The 20,808-nt window shown below is 57.7% G+C and carries 19 protein-coding genes and 1 pseudogene; 11 read left to right on the top strand and 9 right to left on the bottom strand.

Annotated features, from left to right (window positions below):
- Positions 1-248 precede the first annotated feature (248 nt).
- On the top strand, positions 249-944 hold the full coding sequence (gene bioD / locus PFH44_RS08300) for a dethiobiotin synthase (RefSeq protein ID WP_045858399.1): 696 nt from the start codon (positions 249-251) through the stop codon (positions 942-944).
- Here the strand turns inward: bioD and clcB are convergent.
- The 5 genes from clcB to PFH44_RS08275 form a co-directional block, all read right to left on the bottom strand.
- Complete coding sequence (gene clcB, locus PFH44_RS08295; RefSeq protein WP_283824784.1) at positions 906-2,189, bottom strand: voltage-gated ClC-type chloride channel ClcB; 1,284 nt, start codon at positions 2,187-2,189, stop codon at positions 906-908. The two genes, bioD and clcB, sit on opposite strands and share 39 nt — an antisense overlap.
- A gap of 180 nt (positions 2,190-2,369) precedes the next feature.
- On the bottom strand, positions 2,370-2,978 hold the full coding sequence (dmsD, locus tag PFH44_RS08290) for a Tat proofreading chaperone DmsD (protein WP_283824783.1): 609 nt from the start codon (positions 2,976-2,978) through the stop codon (positions 2,370-2,372).
- 43 nt (positions 2,979-3,021) lie between these two features.
- A complete protein-coding gene (locus tag PFH44_RS08285; protein ID WP_283824782.1) occupies positions 3,022-3,879 on the bottom strand; it encodes a DmsC/YnfH family molybdoenzyme membrane anchor subunit in 858 nt (285 codons plus the stop codon).
- A gap of 11 nt (positions 3,880-3,890) precedes the next feature.
- Positions 3,891-6,326: a selenate/tellurate reductase subunit YnfE gene (gene ynfE, locus PFH44_RS08280; protein WP_283824781.1), complete on the bottom strand. Its 2,436-nt coding sequence runs from the start codon at positions 6,324-6,326 to the stop codon at positions 3,891-3,893.
- Between the two features lie 148 nt (positions 6,327-6,474).
- The gene (locus tag PFH44_RS08275) at positions 6,475-6,738 is read right to left on the bottom strand and encodes a DUF1161 domain-containing protein (RefSeq protein ID WP_045858388.1); all 264 of its coding nucleotides are present in this window, start codon (positions 6,736-6,738) and stop codon (positions 6,475-6,477) included.
- A gap of 136 nt (positions 6,739-6,874) precedes the next feature.
- On the opposite strand from PFH44_RS08275, the gene PFH44_RS08270 reads away from it, so the two are divergent.
- The gene (locus PFH44_RS08270; RefSeq protein ID WP_463671539.1) at positions 6,875-7,552 is read left to right on the top strand and encodes a YnfC family lipoprotein; all 678 of its coding nucleotides are present in this window, start codon (positions 6,875-6,877) and stop codon (positions 7,550-7,552) included.
- On the opposite strand, the gene speG is transcribed toward PFH44_RS08270, so the two are convergent.
- Together speG and PFH44_RS08260 are read right to left on the bottom strand one after the other, a co-directional pair.
- The gene (gene speG / locus PFH44_RS08265; RefSeq protein WP_041145744.1) at positions 7,546-8,106 is read right to left on the bottom strand and encodes a spermidine N1-acetyltransferase; all 561 of its coding nucleotides are present in this window, start codon (positions 8,104-8,106) and stop codon (positions 7,546-7,548) included. The genes PFH44_RS08270 and speG overlap by 7 nt on opposite strands.
- Positions 8,107-8,176: 70 nt before the next feature.
- Positions 8,177-8,518, bottom strand: a complete 342-nt coding sequence (locus PFH44_RS08260; protein WP_283824779.1) for a DUF1283 family protein — start codon at positions 8,516-8,518, stop codon at positions 8,177-8,179.
- A 148-nt stretch (positions 8,519-8,666) separates the two neighbouring features.
- Here PFH44_RS08260 and PFH44_RS08255 point away from each other — a divergent pair, with 148 nt between their 5' ends.
- The 8 genes from PFH44_RS08255 to PFH44_RS08220 all read left to right on the top strand — a co-directional run bounded on the left by PFH44_RS08255 (position 8,667) and on the right by PFH44_RS08220 (position 18,434).
- Positions 8,667-8,993 (top strand): YnfA family protein, encoded by a 327-nt coding sequence (locus PFH44_RS08255; RefSeq protein ID WP_283824778.1) that lies wholly within the window; start codon positions 8,667-8,669, stop codon positions 8,991-8,993.
- Positions 8,994-9,215: 222 nt separating this feature from the next.
- On the top strand, positions 9,216-10,430 hold the full coding sequence (manD, locus tag PFH44_RS08250) for a D-mannonate dehydratase ManD (RefSeq protein ID WP_045858379.1): 1,215 nt from the start codon (positions 9,216-9,218) through the stop codon (positions 10,428-10,430).
- A gap of 10 nt (positions 10,431-10,440) precedes the next feature.
- Positions 10,441-11,445 carry a Zn-dependent oxidoreductase gene (locus PFH44_RS08245; RefSeq protein WP_283824777.1) on the top strand — a complete coding sequence of 335 codons (1,005 nt, stop codon included), beginning with the start codon at positions 10,441-10,443 and terminating at the stop codon, positions 11,443-11,445.
- 51 nt (positions 11,446-11,496) lie between these two features.
- The gene (locus tag PFH44_RS08240) at positions 11,497-12,873 is read left to right on the top strand and encodes an MFS transporter (protein ID WP_072051868.1); all 1,377 of its coding nucleotides are present in this window, start codon (positions 11,497-11,499) and stop codon (positions 12,871-12,873) included.
- Positions 12,874-13,089: 216 nt separating this feature from the next.
- Positions 13,090-14,496, top strand: coding sequence for a glucuronate isomerase (uxaC, locus tag PFH44_RS08235; RefSeq protein WP_283824776.1), 1,407 nt, complete (start codon positions 13,090-13,092; stop codon positions 14,494-14,496).
- A gap of 26 nt (positions 14,497-14,522) precedes the next feature.
- Entirely contained in the window at positions 14,523-16,067 is a 1,545-nt protein-coding gene (locus PFH44_RS08230; protein ID WP_283824775.1) for an MFS transporter, read from the top strand.
- A 179-nt stretch (positions 16,068-16,246) separates the two neighbouring features.
- A complete protein-coding gene (locus PFH44_RS08225) occupies positions 16,247-17,710 on the top strand; it encodes a mannitol dehydrogenase family protein (RefSeq protein WP_283824774.1) in 1,464 nt (487 codons plus the stop codon).
- A gap of 292 nt (positions 17,711-18,002) precedes the next feature.
- Positions 18,003-18,434: a universal stress protein gene (locus tag PFH44_RS08220; protein WP_045858368.1), complete on the top strand. Its 432-nt coding sequence runs from the start codon at positions 18,003-18,005 to the stop codon at positions 18,432-18,434.
- A 53-nt stretch (positions 18,435-18,487) separates the two neighbouring features.
- Here PFH44_RS08220 and PFH44_RS08215 read toward each other — a convergent pair whose 3' ends face one another.
- Both PFH44_RS08215 and ydfG read right to left on the bottom strand, forming a co-directional pair.
- Positions 18,488-19,174 (bottom strand): GntR family transcriptional regulator, encoded by a 687-nt coding sequence (locus PFH44_RS08215; RefSeq protein WP_041145734.1) that lies wholly within the window; start codon positions 19,172-19,174, stop codon positions 18,488-18,490.
- 89 nt (positions 19,175-19,263) lie between these two features.
- Positions 19,264-20,013 (bottom strand): bifunctional NADP-dependent 3-hydroxy acid dehydrogenase/3-hydroxypropionate dehydrogenase YdfG, encoded by a 750-nt coding sequence (gene ydfG, locus PFH44_RS08210; protein WP_045858366.1) that lies wholly within the window; start codon positions 20,011-20,013, stop codon positions 19,264-19,266.
- Positions 20,014-20,207: 194 nt separating this feature from the next.
- Between ydfG and PFH44_RS08205 the strand changes: the two are divergent.
- A pseudogene (locus PFH44_RS08205) lies at positions 20,208-20,808 on the top strand (dipeptidyl carboxypeptidase II); the annotation flags it as partial.

The following is a 20,808-nucleotide window of genomic DNA, read 5'->3' as shown; positions in this document are numbered from 1 at the left end:
TTTTCATAGTCACACGAAAAATTGCGCTATCTCAAGCTGGCACTCGCCGGCTTCGCGTAGACTTTTCCCACAGTTTTCTATCCATTTTCTGTATATATCTGCACGATTCGCGCAGCCGGAAGGCCGCTACGCAGGGAATCCCGACGCCTTACTTCGCTAAGCGTTCAGGGTGAGCGAGGAGCGCTAACCGCTATGCCGCCTGAAGCATGACGGGTATATATTTCATCAACATAACTGTGGGGTTAGTGATGTTTAAGCGTTTCTTTATAACAGGTACTGACACCGCCGTCGGGAAGACGGTGGTTTCTCGTGCGCTGCTGCAGGCACTGGCCGCTGAGGGCAAAAGCGTCGCCGGATACAAGCCTGTGGCGAAGGGCAGCAAAGAGACGCCGGACGGGTTGCGTAACAAAGACGCGCTGATTTTACAAAGCGTGTCGACGCTGGCGTTGCCCTATGATGCTGTCAATCCCATAGCGTTAAGCGAAGATGAAAGCAGCGTGGCGCACAGCGGCCCCATCAACTACGGGCTGCTGACGGACGGACTGCAGCGCCTGAGCGGCCAGGTCGACCACGTGGTGGTTGAGGGAACCGGCGGCTGGCGTAGCCTGATGAACGATCTGCGTCCGCTTTCCGAATGGGTGGTGCAGGAGCAGCTGCCGGTGCTGATGGTGGTGGGCATTCAGGAGGGCTGTATCAACCACGCCCTGCTGACCGCGCAGGCCATTGCCAATGACGGCCTGCCGCTTATCGGCTGGGTCGCCAACCGCATTAATCCGGGGCTGGCGCACTACGCTGAAATCATCGACGTCCTAAGCAAAAAGCTGCCGGGTCCGCTGATCGGCGAATTGCCCTATCTGCCGCGCGCCGAACAGCGCGAGCTGGGCCAGTATATTGACCTGGCGCGGCTAGGTGAGGTGATGGCGGTAGATCGAGTCCTGGCGTAGCGTTCGGGATAGCACCGATGCCAGCACGCTGGCAATCAGCAAGCCGGGCAGTAGCGCATATTGCCCGGTCATTTCACAAATCATCAGGGTCGACATAATCGGCGCGTGCGTTGTTGCCGCCAGAAACGTCGCCATTCCCGCCAGACCCAGCATAATCGCCACCTCCGAACCGTGCAGCCACAGGCCGGTGAAGCTGGCGAACAGCATGCCCATTGCCAGCCCGACAAACAGCGTCGGCGTAAACACGCCGCCGGGCGCGCCTGAGCCGCTGCTGGCCAGTACCGCAAGCAGTTTACAGGCGAATACCGCGGCGATTGCCCCCAGCAGCGGCGGCGACTGGAGATAGCTCTGCACCGTGCTGTAACCGTTCCCCCACACCGCCGGCGTCAGCAGCGACAGCAGGCCGACAATGACGCCGCCGAGCGCCAGCTGCCAGGGCGGCGAGAGGCGCAGGCGCAGAAAGCCGCGATGGCTCCAGCCCATCAGCCAGACGAAGAGCGGCCCGCAGAGCCCGGCCAGCAGTCCGGTCGCCAGCATCAGCCCGTAGTGAACGGCGGTGAGGGGAAGGCTGAGCGTCACCTGGTAGAGGGGCTGCTGGCTGCCGTTGAGCAGATGGCTGACCAGCAGCGCAACAACCGCTGAAATAACCACCGGGCCGAGCGAGGCCAGTATCAGCGTACCGAACAGAATCTCGGCAATGAACAGGCTTCCGGCCAGGGGAGCGTGATAGGCGCTGGCCATCCCGGCGGCGGCGCCGCAGGCAACCCATAATTTCCACTCCTCTTTTGGCGTAAAGCATCGGGCGAACAGCGAGGCCGCCAGCGCCGCCAGCAGGATCATCGCCCCCTCGCGGCCAATGGCGCTGCCGGTGGTCACCACCAGCAGCGAGGCGCAGGATTTTATCAGGCTGGCCGGCGTATCGAAGCGGCCGTCGCCGGTTTCCAGCGCCTCCATATAATCGGTCGGCGCATGCGGACGCTGGCGGGTGCGGCGCTGCCAGAGCCAGAGCAGGGTGCCGGCGGCAAATCCGCCGGCCGCCGGCGTCAGCAGCCGTCTCCACCACGGCAGCGATTCGGCGGCGTTGACCAGGCTTCCGCTCCGATTGCTGAGGAGCAGCGCCTCCAGCAGCCCCATTGCGGCATGAAAGAGCGCTACGGCGAGCGCCGCCATAATACCGATCAGCGTGGCGACCAGCAGGCGGCGAAACATGACCTGAATATCAGGATAAGCAGGCAAACGATGCATCGGACATTACGCGTTGCGGGAATGAGTGACTTATTGTGCCGGGGAATAACGTTATAAGCAAAAGCGATAAGTGCCTCCTTTGCCGCCGCGCAGCGGGGCAAAAGGAGGAACGGAAGACATTTTATGTGACGTTGTCACTCATAGGCTGACCATCCCGAGTCCCTCGATATGGCGGTGAGGCTAGCGATAGAGCGGTTTGTCGGCGACGGCAAGAGTCAGCGCGTGTTGCCACTCCGCCAGCGTGGCCTGGCTTAGCTGACCCAGGGCCTGGTAGAACGGATGCCCGGCTTCGCTAACGAAAACTGTCAGGAAGCGGCCCGACCAGGGCAGCAGATGCCGGGCCAGCAGCTGCGAAAAGGCCTCATCCTGCCCGGACTCGCATAGCCAGGCGGCCAGCAGCAGCAGGGTGCCAAAGCTGTCTTCCGGATCGTTGTTCTGCGCGGCGCGGGCGATGCCGTTCTGCCGCATCCACTCCCTGAGTTCCAGCGTCGAATCGCCGAACAGGACGTTCTCTTTATCCAGCCAGACGGAGCCCCACGGCGGCGCCGGCAGGGCCCAGGGGCCGATAAACAGGCGCTGCCACGCCTCGGCCAGCGGCTCGTCGTTGTGCTCGGCGAAGCGGGCAACCACCTCGGCGGGCACCGCAAAGGGCCACTGGGCCTGCCAGCTTCCGTCGCGCAGGGCGCTGACCAGCGGGGCGGCCTGCTCGCTTTGCGGGGCAAATGAAAATAGCGCGCCGAGGGTGCGGGCGCTCAGCGCGACGGCGTCGCGGAATGGGGGTTGCATCATGCTTATATTCCTTACTGCGGCGCGGCTGTTCGCGCGCGAAAAATTAACCGGCAACTGCCGTGCCGACGGTCATATGCAGGCCATAAAACAGGCCGCGGCCAATCAGTTCTCCGGCCAGCACCAGCAGCAGCCCGAGGCATAGCCCGCCGGTATGCGGGCGGACGCCGCGAATGAGCGGGCACAGCCAGCAGCCGAGACCAAGGGCCAGCAGCGCGATGCGCCAGGTTTGCCAGAACCCGTATCCCGGAACCAACGCGCCGGCGCGCTGCACCGAGCTGTGAATATCGCCGAGGCCAAAACCCTGAAGCACGACGATGGCAATGCTGGCCAGCAGCGCCAGAACGCTCAGCGAGGCGAAGACGCTGCCGTTAAACGACACGTTGGCGGCGCGCAGCAGCAGTGCGGCAAACAGCGGCCCGCTGAGCAGCATGGTCAGAAAAAAGGCGCCGGTGGTATAGCCATTATACCATGTCGGGACGGTATCAATCTGGTAAACCCGGGTCATCGCAAAGACAAAAACGCCCCCCAGCAGCATGCTCGCGGCCAGCCACGGCGCGCTCAACGCGGCGGGCATTTTGCTGGTGACTGCCAGTAGCCCCCACAGTCCGCCGACGGCAAAGAAGATGATGCCGCTGGCGATTTCGTTACTCAGCGCCGACTCGCCGAGGCGATTGAGCGAATTGAACGCCCGCAGCGGTGAACCGAGGTGCAGCGTGGAGGCGAGAAAGCCGACCCCCATCATCAGCCAGATAGCGATCATGCTGCGCACCAGACGCTGCCGGGCCTCGGAGTTATTTTTCAGCGACAGCCAGCCCAGGCCGCTAACGATGAGCGCTCCCGCCGCGCACTGGCCCAGCACCGTAAACAGCACCAGCGGCCATTCATGCCATCCGTTTCCCATGCTCGTTCTCCTTAGGCTTTGGCAATTTCAACCAGGTTGGTGTGCTGAGGATTGCCTTTCGCCAGCGGCGACGGACGGTGGGTGGTCAGCGTATTAATGCAGGCGCCGCGGTCGACGCGATCCCCGTCCATATTGGCGTCATGCCACGCGCCCTGGCCCATCGCCGAGACACCGGGCATAATGCGCGGCGTCACTTTTGCCGGAATGCGCAGCTCGCCGCGCTGGTTAAAGACGCGCACCATATCGCCGTTTTTAATCCCGCGCCGCTCGGCGTCCAACGGGTTAATCCACACTTCCTGGCGGCAGGCGGCCTGCAGAATATCGACGTTACCGTAGCTCGAGTGGGTGCGCGCTTTATAGTGGAAGCCAAAAAGCTGCAGCGGAAACTGGCTGCGCAGCGGATCGTCCCAGCCTTCGAAGGTGGAGGCGTACACCGGCAGCGGGCTGACGGTTTCATCCGGCGCCAGCTGCCAGCTGGCGGCGATATCGGCCAGCCGGCTGGAGTAGATCTCAATTTTACCGGAGGGCGTTTTTAGCGGATTGGCGAGCGGGTCGCGGCGGAAATCGCGATAGGCGACAAAATGGCCCGCGGGATCCTTACGCTTATAGATCCCCATCGCTTTAAGCTCGTCGTAGGCGGGCAGCGCGGGGTCTTTCGCCAGCATCAGGGCGTAAAGATGCTGCAGCCACTGCTCCTGAGTACGTCCTTCGGTAAACTTTTGCAGGACCTCATCGCCGAGGCGCTTTGCTACTTCGCTGAGGATCCAGTAGATAGGTTTGCGCTCAAACTTCGCCGAGGTGGCGGGCTGAATAAAGATCAGGTAGCCCATATTGCCGGCGTAGTCGTTGGGGATAATATCTTCCTGCTCGACGGTCATCAGGTCCGGAAGCAGGATGTCGGCATATTTAGCCGATGAGGTCATAAAGTTATCGATCACCACGATGGTTTCGCACTTGCTGTCGTCCTGCAGGATTTCGTGGGTCCGGTTGATGTCAGAATGCTGATTGATAATGGTATTCCCGGCGTAGTTCCACAGGAACTTGATCGGCACGTCCAGCTTATCCTTGCCGCGTACGCCGTCGCGCAGGGCGGTCATTTCGGGCCCGCGCGCGATGGCGTCGGTCCAGCTAAAGCAGGAGATGGCGGTTTTCACCGGGTTGGTCAGCACCGGCAGCCGCTCGATGGTGATGGTATAGGTTGATTCGCGCGCGCCGCTGTTGCCGCCGCTAATCCCGACGTTGCCGGTCAGAATCGGCAGCATGGCGATGGCCCTGGCGGCCAGCTCGCCGTTGGCCTGGCGCTGCGGCCCCCAGCCCTGACAAATACAGGCCGGCCTGGTGCTGCCGATCTCTCGCGCCAGCTTGACGATGCGGTCGACCGGAATGCCGCAAATCCGCGACGCCCACTGCGGAGTTTTAGCGGTTCCATCGTCCCCTTCGCCAAGGATCCAGGCCTTATAATGGCTGTTTGCCGGCGCGCCTGCGGGCAGCGTTTTTTCGTCGTAGCCTACGCAGTAGCTATCAAGGAACGGCTGGTCGACAAGGTTTTCCGTTATCAGCACCCAGGCGATGCCGGCCACCAGCGCCGCGTCGGTGCCGGGGCGAATGGGGATCCACTCGTCTTCGCGGCCGGCGGCGGTGTCGGTATAGCGCGGATCGATAACGATCATTCTGGCGTTGGAGCGTTCGCGAGCCTGTTCGAGATAATAGGTAATCCCGCCGCCGCTCATGCGGGTTTCCGCCGGATTATTGCCGAACATCACCACCAGCCTGCTGTTTTCGATGTCGGAGGTGCTGTTGCCCTCGTTGCTGCCGTAGGTGTAGGGCATGGCGCAGGCAATTTGGGCGGTGCTGTAGGTACCGTACTGGTTTAAAGAGCCGCCGTAGCAGTTCATCAGGCGGGTTACCGGGGAAGCGGAGGGCGACGAGCGGGTCATGTTGCCGCCGACGATCCCGGAGGAGTAGTTGATGTAGACCGCTTCGTTACCGTACTCTTTAACGATCCGCTGCAGGCTGCCGGCCAGGGTGTCCAGCGCTTCGTCCCAGCTGATGCGGGCAAACTTTCCTTCGCCGCGCTTACCGACTCGTTTCATCGGATAGTTCAGGCGGTCAGGGTGGTTGATACGCCGGCGGATAGAGCGGCCGCGCAGGCACGCCCGCACCTGGTGATCGCCATAAATATCCTGCCCGGTGTTATCGGTCTCAACCCATACCACTTCGTCGTCGCGCACGTGCAGACGCAGCGCGCAGCGGCTGCCGCAGTTCACCGAGCAGGCTCCCCACACCACCCGTTCTTCGCCCCGGGTGGCCTGCTGAACGGCCGCCGCCGCGCCGCGCAGGCTAAACGGCAGCGACACAGCGCCGGCCGCTAACGCCAGTGAACCGATCGCTGAGGATTTAATTAGCGCGCGGCGGCTGAAGCCGCCGTCATATTCCGGATAAGACATTACTCACTCCCTGATTGTTATTATGATGACATTCCGCCGGGTTCTGCATTCGAGCGGATGGGAGAGTCATAATACTTATATAGAGGTAGATGAATATTATCCCTGGTCAACCCAGGGATAATATCCTTCACTTGAAGCAGAGGCGGGGTTACTGCGCTTCGCTGTCGGTGCCGGCGCTGCGGGTATAGGTGATTTTAAAGGTGTCGTTGGCGCAGTGTCCGACAACCTGGGCGCCGGGCTGGTCAGGCTGGTCGCTGGGGACGATGCTCAGGCTAAAGCCCGTCGCCGGCACGCCGTTATTGATAATTTTCTGCTGAATATCGTTTTTTACCCGTTCGCAGGAATCCGGTGCGGCAAGCGCTGATGTCGAACCCAGCAGCAGAGCCGCGCATAGCAAGGGGGATATTTTCATCATAAACTCCTTATTGGCGTCATCCAGATTTAAGCATAGCAGAACTGGTGTAAACAATTGTATTTGCTAATATGATTGCATAGGTTCACAGAAGGAATCGGGCGTGAATAAACTGTTTTTACTGGTTTTAGCGACCATGGCGCTAAGCGCCTGCGATAATCAATCCGCGCCGCAGGCCTTTACGCCAGAAATGGCGAGTTTCTCCAACGAGTTTGAGTTTGACCCGCTGCGTGGCCCGGTGAAAGATTTCAGCCAGACGCTGCTCGATGAGCATGATGAAGTGGTGAAACAGGTCAGCGGGCGCTTATCCAGCGAGGGCTGCTTCGATCTGCTGGCTTTCCAGGATCGCGAAAATAACACCGGCGCCACGCTGCTGCTCGACGCGAACTACTATCTCGATGCGCAAACGCGTGAAAAGCGCCTGCGCCTGCAGGGAAAGTGTCAGCTTGCCGAAATGCCGTCGGCGGGAGTGAGCTGGGAAACGGATGATAACGGCTTTGTGGTGACCGCCCGCGGCAAAGAGAGCACGGCCAGCTACCGCTATGATGACGAAGGCTATCCGCTAGGCAAAACCACCACCGCCAAAGACCAGCGCTTTACGGTGGTCTCAACGCCGGCGGCCGATCCGCGTAAAAAGCTGGACTACACGGCGGTGAGCACCTTTAACGATCGCGAGCTAGGCAGCGTGCGGCAGACCTGCGACTACGACAGTTACGACAACCCGGTGAAGTGCGAGCTGCAGGTTATCGATGAAAGCGTGCAGCCGCCGTTAACGCGGCACTACACCATCAAAAATAGCATCGAATACTACTGAGCCGTTGGCTTCAGCAGCGTCGGGCCCTGCGGGCGGTGTTCGCTAAGGTACTGATGCTGGAACAGGCACATCCGAATAGTATTGCGGTATTCGCCGTTAATGAAAAACTCGTGAATGAGCTCGCCCTCCACCATAAACCCAAGCTTGCGGTAGATGTGGATCGCTTTTTCATTTTCGCTGTCGACGATGAGGTACAGCTTATAGAGGTTGAGTACGGTAAAGCCGTAGTCCATCGCCAGCTTAGCGGCGCGGGTTGCGAGACCTCGCCCCTGATAGTCCGGGGAGATAATAATCTGAAACTCGGCGCGGCGGTGGACGTGGTTAATCTCAACCAGCTCGACCAGGCCGGCTTTTTCCCCGTCGCACTCAATCACAAACCGGCGCTCGCTCTGATCGTGAATGTGCTTGTCATAGAGGTCCGAGAGCTCGACAAAGGCCTCATACGGCTCTTCAAACCAGTAGCGCATGACGCTGGCGTTGTTATCGAGCTGGTGAACAAAACGAAGATCTTCGCGCTCTAGCGGGCGCAGCTTGACGGTATGAGCGTCAGTCATGGGAGTTCCTGTGCAGCAATGCTGGCGATAATAATGAATTATGGCGCCCGCAGGCGCCATGCGTGACGGGTTACGGCGCTATGGTACGGCCGGTGCGGCGATCGAGGCAGCGCAGGGTATTCGGCTCCCAGTAGGCGTTGACGTTCGCGCTTTTCTGGCAGTTGTCCTGGGCATCAAAAGCGACGTCGGCCTTATCCCATTCTTTCTCGACGCGCGTGTTGACCTTATGGCGTAGAGAGCGGGTGTCGTTCCACTGCTCTTTTTCCATGGCGGCGTGCTGGCGGCTCTGCGCGCTATCGCCGGATTCAATCACCAGCGTGTCGGTTTTAGCAAAAGACGAGGCGGTGAAGGCCGCGGCGCTTAGCGCCAGCATGGCGGTCAGGCACCAGCGTTTGTTCAGTGTCATTTTCATCACGGTTTCCTTTGAGTGATAAAAAGGGATAGCCCTTAATATGAGTTTACTACATCTCTTTTCTACGGCATACCCGACAAAAGAAAGTGGGAGCGGGGCAATTATCGCGTAGAATGCCGCCACTCTCTGCGCTATTTACGTATCTTTAATGCTCAAAACCACGCTGCTCTTTTTTGCCACCGCCCTGTGCGAAATCCTCGGCTGCTATTTACCCTGGCTCTGGCTAAAGCGGGGCGCCACGCCGCTGCTGCTGGTGCCCGCCGCAATCGCGCTGGCGATGTTCGCCTGGCTCCTGACCCTGCACCCGGCGGCGAGCGGGCGCGTTTACGCCGCCTACGGCGGAGTCTACGTCTGCACCGCGCTGCTGTGGCTGCGCTTTGTTGACGGCGTTAAGCTCAGCCACTACGACTGGGCCGGCGCGGCTATTGCGCTGTGCGGGATGCTGATTATCGTCGCCGGCTGGGGCCGCGCCTAGCTAACCTTCCGGGCGCAGCGCGGGGGCAGACGATGCGCCGGCCGCGCGGCATCGCGCCTGTTTCCACCTCTGTTTATCTCTTCTCTTCAGCCAGCGGCCGCGCGTCAGGCTCGGGCATTAATGTGACCAATGGCATCTTTTTCGATCATTATACTTGTATGGTAGTAGGTCTGATGATTTAATTTTATGCACTAACCGCAGAGATGTAAGGAATAGAAAAAGATGAAGATCGTTGCCGCTGAAGTTTTCGTCACCTGTCCCGGACGTAACTTTGTCACCCTAAAAATCACCACCGATGACGGCATCGTCGGGCTGGGGGATGCCACCTTAAACGGTCGCGAGCTGTCCGTCGCATCGTACCTGCAGGATCACCTCTGCCCGCAGCTTATCGGCCGCGATGCGCAGCGTATCGAAGATATCTGGCAGTTCTTCTACAAGGGAGCCTACTGGCGCCGCGGGCCGGTGACCATGTCGGCTATCTCCGCCGTCGATATGGCCCTGTGGGATATTAAAGCGAAGGCGGCGGGGATGCCGCTGTATCAGCTGCTGGGCGGGGCATCCCGTGACGGGGTGATGGTTTACTGCCACACCACGGGCCACTCCATTGACGAAGTGCTGGATGACTACGCTCGCCACAAGGAGATGGGCTTTAAGGCCATCCGCGTGCAGTGCGGCATTCCGGGGATGAAGACCACCTACGGGATGGCAAAAGGCAAAGGGCAGGCCTATGAGCCGGCGACCAAGGGCCTGTGGCCGGAAGAGCAGCTGTGGTCGACGGAGAAGTATCTTGATTTTACCCCGCAGCTGTTTGCCGCCGTGCGCGAAAGATTTGGCTTCAACGAGCACCTTCTGCATGACATGCACCATCGCCTGACGCCGATCGAGGCCGCGCGCTTTGGCAAGAGCATCGAGGAGTATCGTCTGTTCTGGATGGAGGATCCGACGCCGGCTGAAAATCAGGAGTGCTTCCGTCTGATCCGCCAGCACACCGTGACCCCCATTGCGGTCGGGGAAGTCTTTAACAGCATCTGGGACTGCAAGCAGCTGATAGAGGAGCAGCTGATTGACTATATCCGCACCACCGTGACCCACGCGGGCGGGATCACCGGCATGCGCCGTATCGCCGATTTTGCTTCGCTTTACCAGGTCCGCACCGGCTCGCACGGCCCGTCCGACCTTTCGCCGGTCTGCATGGCGGCGGCGCTACACTTTGATCTGTGGGTGCCGAACTTCGGCGTCCAGGAGTACATGGGCTACTCCGAGCAGATGCTCGACGTTTTCCCGCATAGCTGGACGTTCGATAACGGCTATATGCATCCAGGCGAAAAGCCGGGGCTGGGCATCGAGTTTGACGAGAAGCTGGCGGCGAAATATCCGTACGATCCGGCCTGCCTCCCGGTGGCCCGGTTAGAAGATGGCACCTTGTGGAACTGGTAAGGAGAACAAAATGAAAAGTATCGTTATCCGCCAGCCCAATGAGCTGGTGATTGAAGAGCGCGCGCTGCCGGAGCCTGCCGCGGGGGAAGTTCGGGTCAAGGTGCAGCTGGCGGGAATATGCGGTTCGGATAGCCATATCTATCGCGGACACAACCCGTTTGCAAAATACCCGCGCGTTATCGGCCACGAATTCTTCGGCACTATCGATGCGGTTGGCGCCGGGGTGACGGATAAAGTGGTCGGCCAGCGGGTGTGCGTGGATCCGGTTATCAGCTGCGGACGCTGCTATCCCTGCTCGGTCGGCAAGCCGAATGTCTGCACCTCGTTAGTGGTTATCGGCGTGCACCGTGACGGCGGCTTCAGCGAGTATGCGGTGGTGCCGGCGAAAAACGCCTGGCGGGTGCCGGACGGCGTGGCGGACCGGCATGCGGTGATGGTGGAACCCTTCACGATCGCCGCCAACGTAACCGGGCAGGTGACGCCGACCGAACAGGACGTGGCGCTGGTCTACGGCGCCGGGCCGATGGGCTTGACCACCATCCAGGTTCTTAAGCAGGTCTACAAAGTCGGTCAGGTGATTGTGGTTGACCGAATCGATGAACGTCTGCAAATGGCCAAACGCAACGGTGCCGACCGCACGATCAATAACGGCGAGCACTCATTAGCCGAGGTGTTAGAGGTGAAGCCGACGCTGATTATCGACGCCGCCTGCCACCCGACAATATTACAGGAGGCGGTAACCCTGGCTTCACCGGCGGCCAGAATTGTCCTGATGGGGTTCTCTACCGAGCCGTCGCAGGTGGCGCAGCAGGGGATTACCGGTAAAGAGCTGTCGATATTTTCCTCGCGGCTAAACGCCAATAAATTCCCGATTGTTTTGCGCTGGCTGGAACAGGGGCTGATTAATCCGGAAATGTTAATTACTCATGCCTTTGACTATCAACAGGTCGCTGAGGCAATTGAGCTGTTTGAAAATGACCGTAAGAGTTGCTGTAAGGTGTTATTAACCTTCTGACAGCCAATACAACGCCAGACTCTATATCCTACACAATTAGAGATTATAAAGATGACGACAGTAAAGAATGAGAGAACAACCTCCGATCTCATCCGCGCGGCTGTATCCGGTTGGTTAGGTACCGCGCTGGAGTTTATGGATTTCCAGCTTTACTCTTTAGGCGCCGCGCTGGTATTCCATGAAATATTCTTCCCCGAACAGTCTGCGGCGATGGCGCTGATTTTAGCCATGGGGACCTACGGCGCCGGATATATTGCCCGCATCGTCGGGGCGTTTATTTTCGGCAGAATGGGCGATAGCATCGGCCGCAAGAAAGTTCTTTTTATTACCATCACCATGATGGGTATCTGTACGACGCTGATCGGCGTTTTGCCTACCTATGCCCAGGTAGGGATCCTTGCGCCGGTGCTGCTGGTCACCCTGCGCGTGATTCAGGGGCTGGGTGCCGGAGCGGAAATATCCGGGGCCGGAACGATGCTAGCGGAATATGCGCCGAAAGGTAAGCGCGGCATTATCTCCTCGCTGGTGGCGATGGGAACCAACTGCGGCACCCTCAGCGCTACGGCAATCTGGGCGGTGATGTTCTTCCTGCTCGACCGCGAGCAGCTGGTGGCGTGGGGCTGGCGCGTTCCGTTCCTTGCCAGCGTGGTGGTGATGATCTTCGCTATCTGGCTGCGCCTGAACCTCAAAGAAAGCCCGGTATTTGAAAAAGTCGCCGAGGGCGGCAGTCGACAGAGCGCCGCCAGCAGCCAGGAGAATAGCTTTGGCGCGATGCTGAAGAGTAAATCATTCTGGCTGGCAACCGGCCTGCGCTTCGGCCAGGCGGGCAACTCGGGGCTGATTCAAACCTTCCTTGCGGGCTATCTGGTGCAAACCCTGCTGTTTGATAAAGCGATCCCGACAGATGCGTTAATGATTAGCTCGGCGATCGGTTTTATCACTATTCCGCTGCTGGGCTGGCTTTCAGATAAAGTAGGGCGCCGCACGCCGTATATTATCGTCAATATCTCGGCGATTATTTTAGCCTATCCGATGCTGGCGATTATCATGGATAAAAGCCACAGCGTGAGCACCATTATGGCATCGTTGATTGTTATCCATAACGTGGCGGTGCTGGGGCTGTTTGCGCTGGAAAATATTACGATGGCCGAGCTGTTTGGATCGCGTAATCGCTTCACCCGCATGGCTATCTCAAAAGAGATGGGAGGGCTGGTTGCCGTGGGTTTCGGCCCGGTGCTGGCGGGTATTTTCTGTAATATGACCGACTCGTGGCTGCCCATCGTGGTGATGCTGGTGAGCTATTCGATCATCGGTCTGCTTGCCGCACTCCTGATGCCGGAAGTGCGTGACCGCGACCTGAGCCTGGCAAACGATGCCGCCGATACGGTTCCGCTGCCTAAAGATGAAAAATCCGGTCAGTATATTTAAAAAAGAGTCTGGCTCTGCGCCATTATCATCTCTTCTGATGGCTGAAACGTATTTATTGATTACTAAAATGGCCTCCCGGTCGCGCTGATTATTTTCTCCGGCGCCGGTCCGGGAGCCCTGATCCTATTTGACATATTACGCAGAGAGTCAGGTGCCGCTGCGGATATATTCTCTGCATCTTATTGAACAATGGACGTGATTGTTAAGAGGGGAGTTATGCCATTAATTAATGAACGCTTTATGATTAGTAACGATCGTGGAGTGAAGTTATACAATGATATTGCTAAGAATCTGCCGATTATTGACTATCATTGTCATCTCGAGGCGAAAGATATTTATGAGAACAAGGCCTTTGCTAATATAAGCGAGCTTTGGCTGGCCGGCGACCATTATAAATGGCGGGCGATGCGGGCTAACGCTATTGATGAACGTTTTATTACCGGCGACGCCGCTGCCGAGGAGAAATTCCAGGCCTGGGCGGAGACGGTCGAATCCTGCTTTGGCAACCCGCTTTATCACTGGACTCATCTTGAGCTGCAGGCCTATTTTGACTGCGACGAAGCGCTAAATCGCCAAAGCTGGCGCCGAATTATGAACCACTGCAACGCCTGGCTGCGGGAAAAAGCGTTCACGCCTCGCCAGCTGATCCTGCGCTCAAACGTTGAGACGATCTGCACCACGGACTCGCCGCTGGATACCCTGCATTACCATAAGCTCCTGAAGAGTGATGACGGCTTTCCGGTGAAGGTGCTGCCAACCTTTCGCCCAGACGGTTTCTTCGAAGAGAACCCGCAGGCGTTCTTCATCTTTATGCAGCAGCTCGCGGCCATAACTGATTTGCCGATCGCCACGCTGGATGATTTTGAAAGGGCGCTAGCCAATCGCGTCGACTATTTCCACGATGCCGGATGCCGTATCTCCGATCACGGTTTACAGGCTCTGGTCTGGCGGGAGGTGTCTCAGTCGGAAGGTGCAAGGCTCTTTGTGCAGAAGCTCAGCGGCCAGGAGCTAACCGCCGATGAGCAGCATGGCCTGAATAGCGCTATTTTTGTGCTGCTGGCAAAACACTACCGGCGCTGCGGCTGGGCGATGCAGATTCATTTTGGCGCCATTCGCAACAACAACAGCCTGATGCTGGAGCAATCAGGAATTAACTCTGGCTTCGACTCCATTGCCGATCAGCCGGCGCTTGCCGGCAGTTTGAATCAGTTTTTCGACGGCCTGAGCCGGCGCCATGCGCTGCCGAAAACCATCGTCTACAACCTGAATGCGGCCTACAACGACGTTGTGGCATCGGCCATTGCCAACTTTCAGAGCGCAGAGCACGGCGTTAAATCGCCGATCCAGTTTGGCTCCGGCTGGTGGTTTAACGATACCCGGCGCGGCATGGAGAGTCAGCTAAATACGCTGGCCGACCAGGGGCTACTAATGAATTTTATTGGCATGCTCACCGACTCCCGCAGTCTTATTTCGTATCCTCGTCATGATTATTTTCGCCGTATTCTTTGTAATTTAATTGGCGGCTGGGTGACGCGCGGCGAAGTCCATGATGATGAAGTGATATTAACCAGAATGATAAAAAATATCTGTCACGATAATGCACAAGCATATTTTAAATTTTAATATTCGTCCTGACGTGAGGATTTGATATGGCTCGGAGTAATAAGAAAATTACCATCCCGGTAAGTATCGGATATGGTATGACCGATATTATGGGAGGCGGAGCGTTTACCGTAATTGGTGCCTGGCTGCTGTTTTTTTACACCACCTTTGTGGGCCTCTCGCCTATTGAAGCCGCCTCTATTGTGGCCATCGCGCGCATTGTGGATGCCATCGTTAGCCTGTTTATGGGCAGCTTTACCGACCACTTTTATAAGAATTACTTAGGTAAGAAGTTCGGCCGCCGGCGCTTTTTTTTGCTGATCGGCGCGCCGCTGATGCTGGTCTATGCGCTGCTGTGGCTTGATGGCATGAGCTACGGCTTCTACCTTGCGGTATATCTGGCGTTTGAGATTATTGCCGCCATGGTCTTAATTCCCTGGGAAACCCTGCCTTCGGAAATGACCAAAGATTTTAATGCGCGTACCAAGTTGTCAACCTGCCGCATGTTTCTCTCCGCATCTGGAACCTTTCTCGCAACGTTTATTCCCGGCCTGCTGATAAATCACTTTGGCGAAAATGACGCCAGTGCCTATTTCATCAACGGAGTGGTGTTTGCGGTGCTGTTTATGCTCTGCGTGTTTATCTCGTGGAAGGTAACCTGGGAACGCGAGCTGACGCCGGAAATGCAGGCAGAGTTAGAAAGTAAAGCCGTGGACAAGACCCTGGCCGAGAAGATGAGGACCTTTGGTTATCTATTTAAGGAGTACGCTTCGACCTTTAAGGTTCGCGCGTTTCGCAAGCATCTGGCCATTTATCTGTTCTCGTTCACCGCGAAAGATGTTTATAACACGGTGTTCGTATTTTTCTGCGTCTACTGCCTGAACGTCTCATCTTCGCTGGCGGGAACGCTGCTGTCGATGAGCATCGTGGGCCTGCCGGTGACGCTGGCGGCCGGGGTCGCCATTATCAAGTACGGCCCGTCGCGTCTGTACGTCTTCGCCTATTGCCTGATGATGCTGTGTCTCGGCGGGCTGTTCCTCGTTTATCAGTTCCCGACGGACAACAAGGTTCTGCTGCTGCTGATCCTTGCCGGCGTGTACCAGGTGGGGCGCTGCGTCCTCGAATTTACGCCGTGGAACGTTTTCCCGTTTATCCCGGATATCGATGAAATGATCACCCGCCAGCGTCGGGAAGGCCTGTTCGCCGCCGTGATGACGTTTTCGCGTAAGACGACGGTGGCGATCGCTACCTTCGCGGTGGGGCTGCTGCTGCAAAGCGGCGGTTTTGTGAAGGGCAGCGTCAATCAGCCGCAGGAGGCCATTGATACCATCGCCATACTGCTTTTCGCCGGTACCGCAGGGCTGCTGCTGATCGCGCTGTGGCAGGCGCTGACCTTCCACCTCAACAAACAGACGCACAAGATCTTTGTCGATGAGGTCGATCGCCTGAAGGCCAACGGCCTCAAGCACGACGTCACCCCCGAAGCGCGGCGCATTGTTGAAGACCTCACCGGCTACGACTATGACCAGCTGTGGTGCGACATCCCGGCGGAAAAACGTCACCCAGAGCCGGCACCATCGGCGCAGCGTTAAGCAAACCTGTGTGATAGCTTCTGGTGAAAAGCAAAAAAATGCCAAATCTGTCACACAACATTGTATTTCTGTCGTACCAATTGCCCGTTAATTAATGCAAATCAAAACATATGCACTCACGGACGGTAATCTGGTATGGCAGTCAACACTCATACCGTTTCTATACAGCGAGTCTAAAGATGCAAAACACGCTTTTAACAGCCAGAGCAACGCTTCCTTCTTACGATCGCAGCACCCTTATTTCCCGTATCGTTCACCTCGGTTTCGGCGCTTTTCACCGCGCGCACCAGGCGGTCTATGCCGATATTCTGGCCGCGGAACACGGCAGCGACTGGGGATATACCGAGGTAAACCTGATTGGCGGCGAGCAGCAAATTGCCGATCTGCAGCAGCAGGACCTGCTGTATACCGTCGCCGAAATGTCGGCGGAAGCCTGGACCGCGCGGGTGGTCGGCGTCGTGAAGCAGGCGATGCATGCGCAGGTTGCAGGGCTGGAAAGCGTGCTGGCAAAAATGTGTGAACCGCAGGTGGCGATTGTATCGCTGACCATCACGGAAAAGGGCTACTGCCATTCACCGGCCACCGGTAAGCTGCAGCTGGACCATCCGCTAATTGTCGCCGATATACAAAACCCGCATCAGCCGAAGTCTGCGCCAGGCGTTATCGTGGAAGCGCTGGCGCGCCGCAAAGCCGCCGGTTTACCGGCATTCAGCGTGATGTCCGGCGACAATATGCCGGAAAACGGTCACGTATTGCGTAACGTGGTCTGCGCCCTGGCGCGGGCTATCGATAGCGAGCTTGCCGACTGGATCGCCGAAAGCGTGACCTTCCCGTCAACGATGGTCGATCGCATCGTTCCGGCAGTGACCCCAGCGACCCTGGATAAAATCGAACAATTGACCGGCGTGCGCGATCCGGCCGGCGTCGCCTGCGAGCCGTTCCGTCAGTGGGTCATTGAGGATAATTTTGTCGCCGGGCGCCCGGAATGGGAAAAGGCGGGCGCTGAGCTGGTGGCCGACGTTGTGCCGTTTGAAGAGATGAAGCTGCGTATGCTCAACGGCAGCCACTCCTTCCTCGCTTACCTCGGCTACCTTGCCGGGTATCAGCATATTAACGACTGTATGCAGGACGAGAACTATCTCCGCGCCGCCCGCAGCCTGATGCTCAACGAACAGGCGCCGACGCTGAAAGTGCAGGGCGTTGATCTGGCTCGCTACGCCGGGCTGCTGATCGAACGCTATAGCAATCCGGCGCTTCAGCACCGGACGTGGCAGATTGCGATGGACGGCAGCCAGAAGCTGCCGCAGAGAATGCTGGATTCGGTACGCTGGCATCTGGCGCAGCGGAGCGATTTTAGCCTGCTGGCGCTGGGCGTGGCCGGCTGGATGCGCTACGTTGGCGGCGTCGACGATCGGGGCGAGGCGATTGAGATTTGCGACCCGCTGCTGCCGGCGATTCAGCAGGCCGTGCGCGCGAGCGCCGATGGCGAAGCGCGGGTGAACGCGCTGCTCGGTATCGAGGCTATCTTTGGCGCCAGCCAGGCGCAGGATCCGCGCTTTGTCGATGCGGTGACTCAGGCCTATCTCTCGCTGCAGCGCCGGGGGGCTAAGGCGACCGTTGCGGCCTGGGCGCTGGCGCAGTAATCGCGCTTCAATGCCGCCGGTTCCGGCGGCATTGACCCGACTTTGGCGAACGGCGTTCGCCAGCGCGTCTTACCCGTACGTCATTCCGCCGATCTTCACTCTTTCTGCAATAAATATGATCCGGGCCATTGAATATACATAACTATAGCTATCCACAGCTAAATAAATATAAGCTGCGTTTGTTTTAATGGCTTATGTATTTATTAGGCCGATTGTTTGTTCTCCATTTAGAATGTTTATGGCATAGTGAAGCCTCTGAAATACACTTCCTCGGGAAAAAGGAGAGCGGGCTATGTACAAAAAAATTTTATTGCCTGTAGATGTTTTTGAAATGGATTTAAGCGATAAGGCGGTACGTCACGCTGAATTTTTAGCCTCAGCGGAAAACGGCGAAATTACGTTATTAAACGTCCTGCCTAACAGCGGTCGTTCTATTCTGCGCGGTTTTGCGGCCGATATTCATAAATTCGAAGCCTTTATGAAAGAGGAATCGGAGAAAAAAATGAAGACCCTCTCGCGTCTGTTTTCAATCCCGCCAGAGCGTCTTCATACCCGGGTCGTGTTTGGCAACGTACGTGATGAAATATTAGCTATCAGCAATAGCGATGAGTATGACGTGATTGTTGTCGGCTCGCGCAAACCGGGTATCTCTACCCATCTGCTGGGCTCTAACGCCGAGTCTATTTTACGCTACGCTAAAATACCGGTGCTGGTGGTTCGATAACGGCCCCGGTCTGCATCTTTAGCGGCAGGAGAGTGCGCCTGCCGCTAGCACTACTACTCTTCGCTAAACCAGTCGCGGTTTTCCTGGCGAATTAATAGTACCGACTCGCTAATTTCGTGCAGGTGCAGATGCATCGCAGCGTCTACCGCGTCGGCATCACGATTTTCCAGCGCCTTGAAAATTTGGTGATGCTGACGCAGCAGCATTTCCGGCGAGCTGATGTGATCGAGGCTCATATAGCGTACCCGGTCAATCGTCGCCTTAATATTCTCCACGGTATCCCAGGCAAGCTGGCAGTCGGCAATGAGCGACAGCTTCTGATGAAACTCGTCGTCCAGCTGGAAGAAATCATTAAGCTGCTGGCGTTCAACCGCCGTGCGCTGCTGATTAAGATTTTGCTCAAGCTGATAAATTTGCTCGCTGTTGACCATTCCCGCCGCCCGACGCACCACCGCACACTCGATGGCCTGGCGCACGAAGCAGCCGTTGCGGACCTGCGAAAGGGATATTTTATTGACGTAGCTGCCGCGCTGCGGACGGATTTGGATCAGGCCATTTTCCGCCAGCTTAATAAACGCCTCGCGCACCGGCTGACGGGAAACGTCGAAGCGCACGGAGACTTCCTTTTCAGACAGCGGCGTGCCGGGTGGGATCAGACAATGGACGATATCCCGGCGGAGGATCCGATAAATCTGCTGATTTACCGGCTGTGTTGGATTGAGCTGTGATTCTGCGGCCATTGATGGTTACTTTTTAATGGATTATGTGCGCTATTTTACGCGTTTTTTGCCTTTGCGCCCATACCCGGCCCGCAGGCCGGGCAAGGGGATTAGCCCTGACGGTGCACGCTGAGGCCGGCGAAGCTTTGGCTAACCGGCATCATTTCCAGGGTATTAATATTGACGTGTTTCGGCAGGTTGGCGACCCACCACACGGCTTCCGTTACGTCGTCCGGCGTCAGCGCCTGGGTATTTTCGTAGGCTTTGCCGGCTTTCGCGTCGTCGCCTTTAAAGCGGACGTTGGAGAACTCGGTGCCGCCCACCAGACCTGGCTCGATATCGGTGACGCGAATCGCCGTGCCGTGCAGGTCGGTGCGCAGGTTGAGGCTAAACTGACGCACGAAGGCTTTGGTCGCCCCGTAGACGTTACCGCCCGCATAGGGCCAGTTTCCGGCGGTTGAGCCGATATTGATAATATGGCCGCGGTTGCGCTCAACCATCCCCGGCAGCACGGCGCGGGTCATATAGACCAGCCCCTTGTTGTTGGTATCGATCATGTCTTCCCAGTCTTCAACGCTGGCCTTGTGCGCAGGCTCCAGCCCCAGCGCCAGACCGGCGTTATTGACCAGCACGTCGATGGCCTGCCATTGCGCAGGCAGGCCGGCCATCATCTCTTCGATGGCCGCGCGATTACGGACGTCGAGCTGGGCCGTATAAATGCCGTCACCAAGCTCGTCTTTCAGCGTTTGCAGACGTTCTTCACGACGTCCGGTGGCGATCACTTTATGCCCATTCTCGACAAAGCGGCGGGTCATACTCTCACCAAAACCTGCAGTTGCTCCGGTAACCAGGATAATCATCTTACTGTTCCTCAACGCTTTTGTGTCGTTATACCATAGCATGCGTTAACGCGGACCGGTAACGGAAATCACTGCGCCTGGTGCGGCTACAGGCGATGAAAAATGAGGTACAGCCGGGCGACACTTCTGGAATTGATTGCGGTCAATCAACGAGTTGCCTAATCTAACCTGATGCCCGTAGCCTGGAGATAATAATGTCGGAAAATAACCCCTTTTTAAGCGTCAGCCTGCTGCCCTATCAGGCACCGCGTTTCGATCTGATCGAGGATGAACACTACCGCCCGGCCTTTGATGAAGGCATGCGGCGCCAGCGCGAAGAGATTGCTGCGATAGTGAATAATCCGGCGCCCGCGGATTTTGCCAATACGGTGGTGGCGCTGGAGCTGAGCGGACAGCTGCTGTCACGCGTAACCCGGGTCTTTTTTGCGATGGCCGGGGCGCATACCAATCCGCTACTGCAGCAGCTTGATGAGCAGTTTTCCGCCGAGCTGGCGCAGGCGGGCAACGATATCTGGCTTAACACGGCGCTGTTTGAACGCGTGCAGCGCGTTTGGGAGGATCGTGAGCATCTGCAGATCGATACGGAGTCCCGGCGCCTGCTTGAGGTTACCTGGCAGCGGTTTCTGCTGGCCGGCGCGCGGCTGGCGGAAGAGCAGAAATCGGTGCTGCGGGCGCTGAATACTCAGGCCGCGGCGCTGCAGAGCCAGTTCCAGCAGCGGCTGCTGAGCGCGGCAAAAGCCGGCGGCCTGGTGCTTGATTATCTGCACCAGCTGGACGGGCTGAGCACGGAGGAGA

This window comes from Klebsiella sp. Ech2A, assembly GCF_030078455.1.
GTDB classification, from domain to species: Bacteria; Pseudomonadota; Gammaproteobacteria; order Enterobacterales; family Enterobacteriaceae; genus Klebsiella; species Klebsiella terrigena.
Note: the sequence above shows the minus strand (reverse complement) of the source record. Positions and strands in the feature narration are given on the sequence as shown.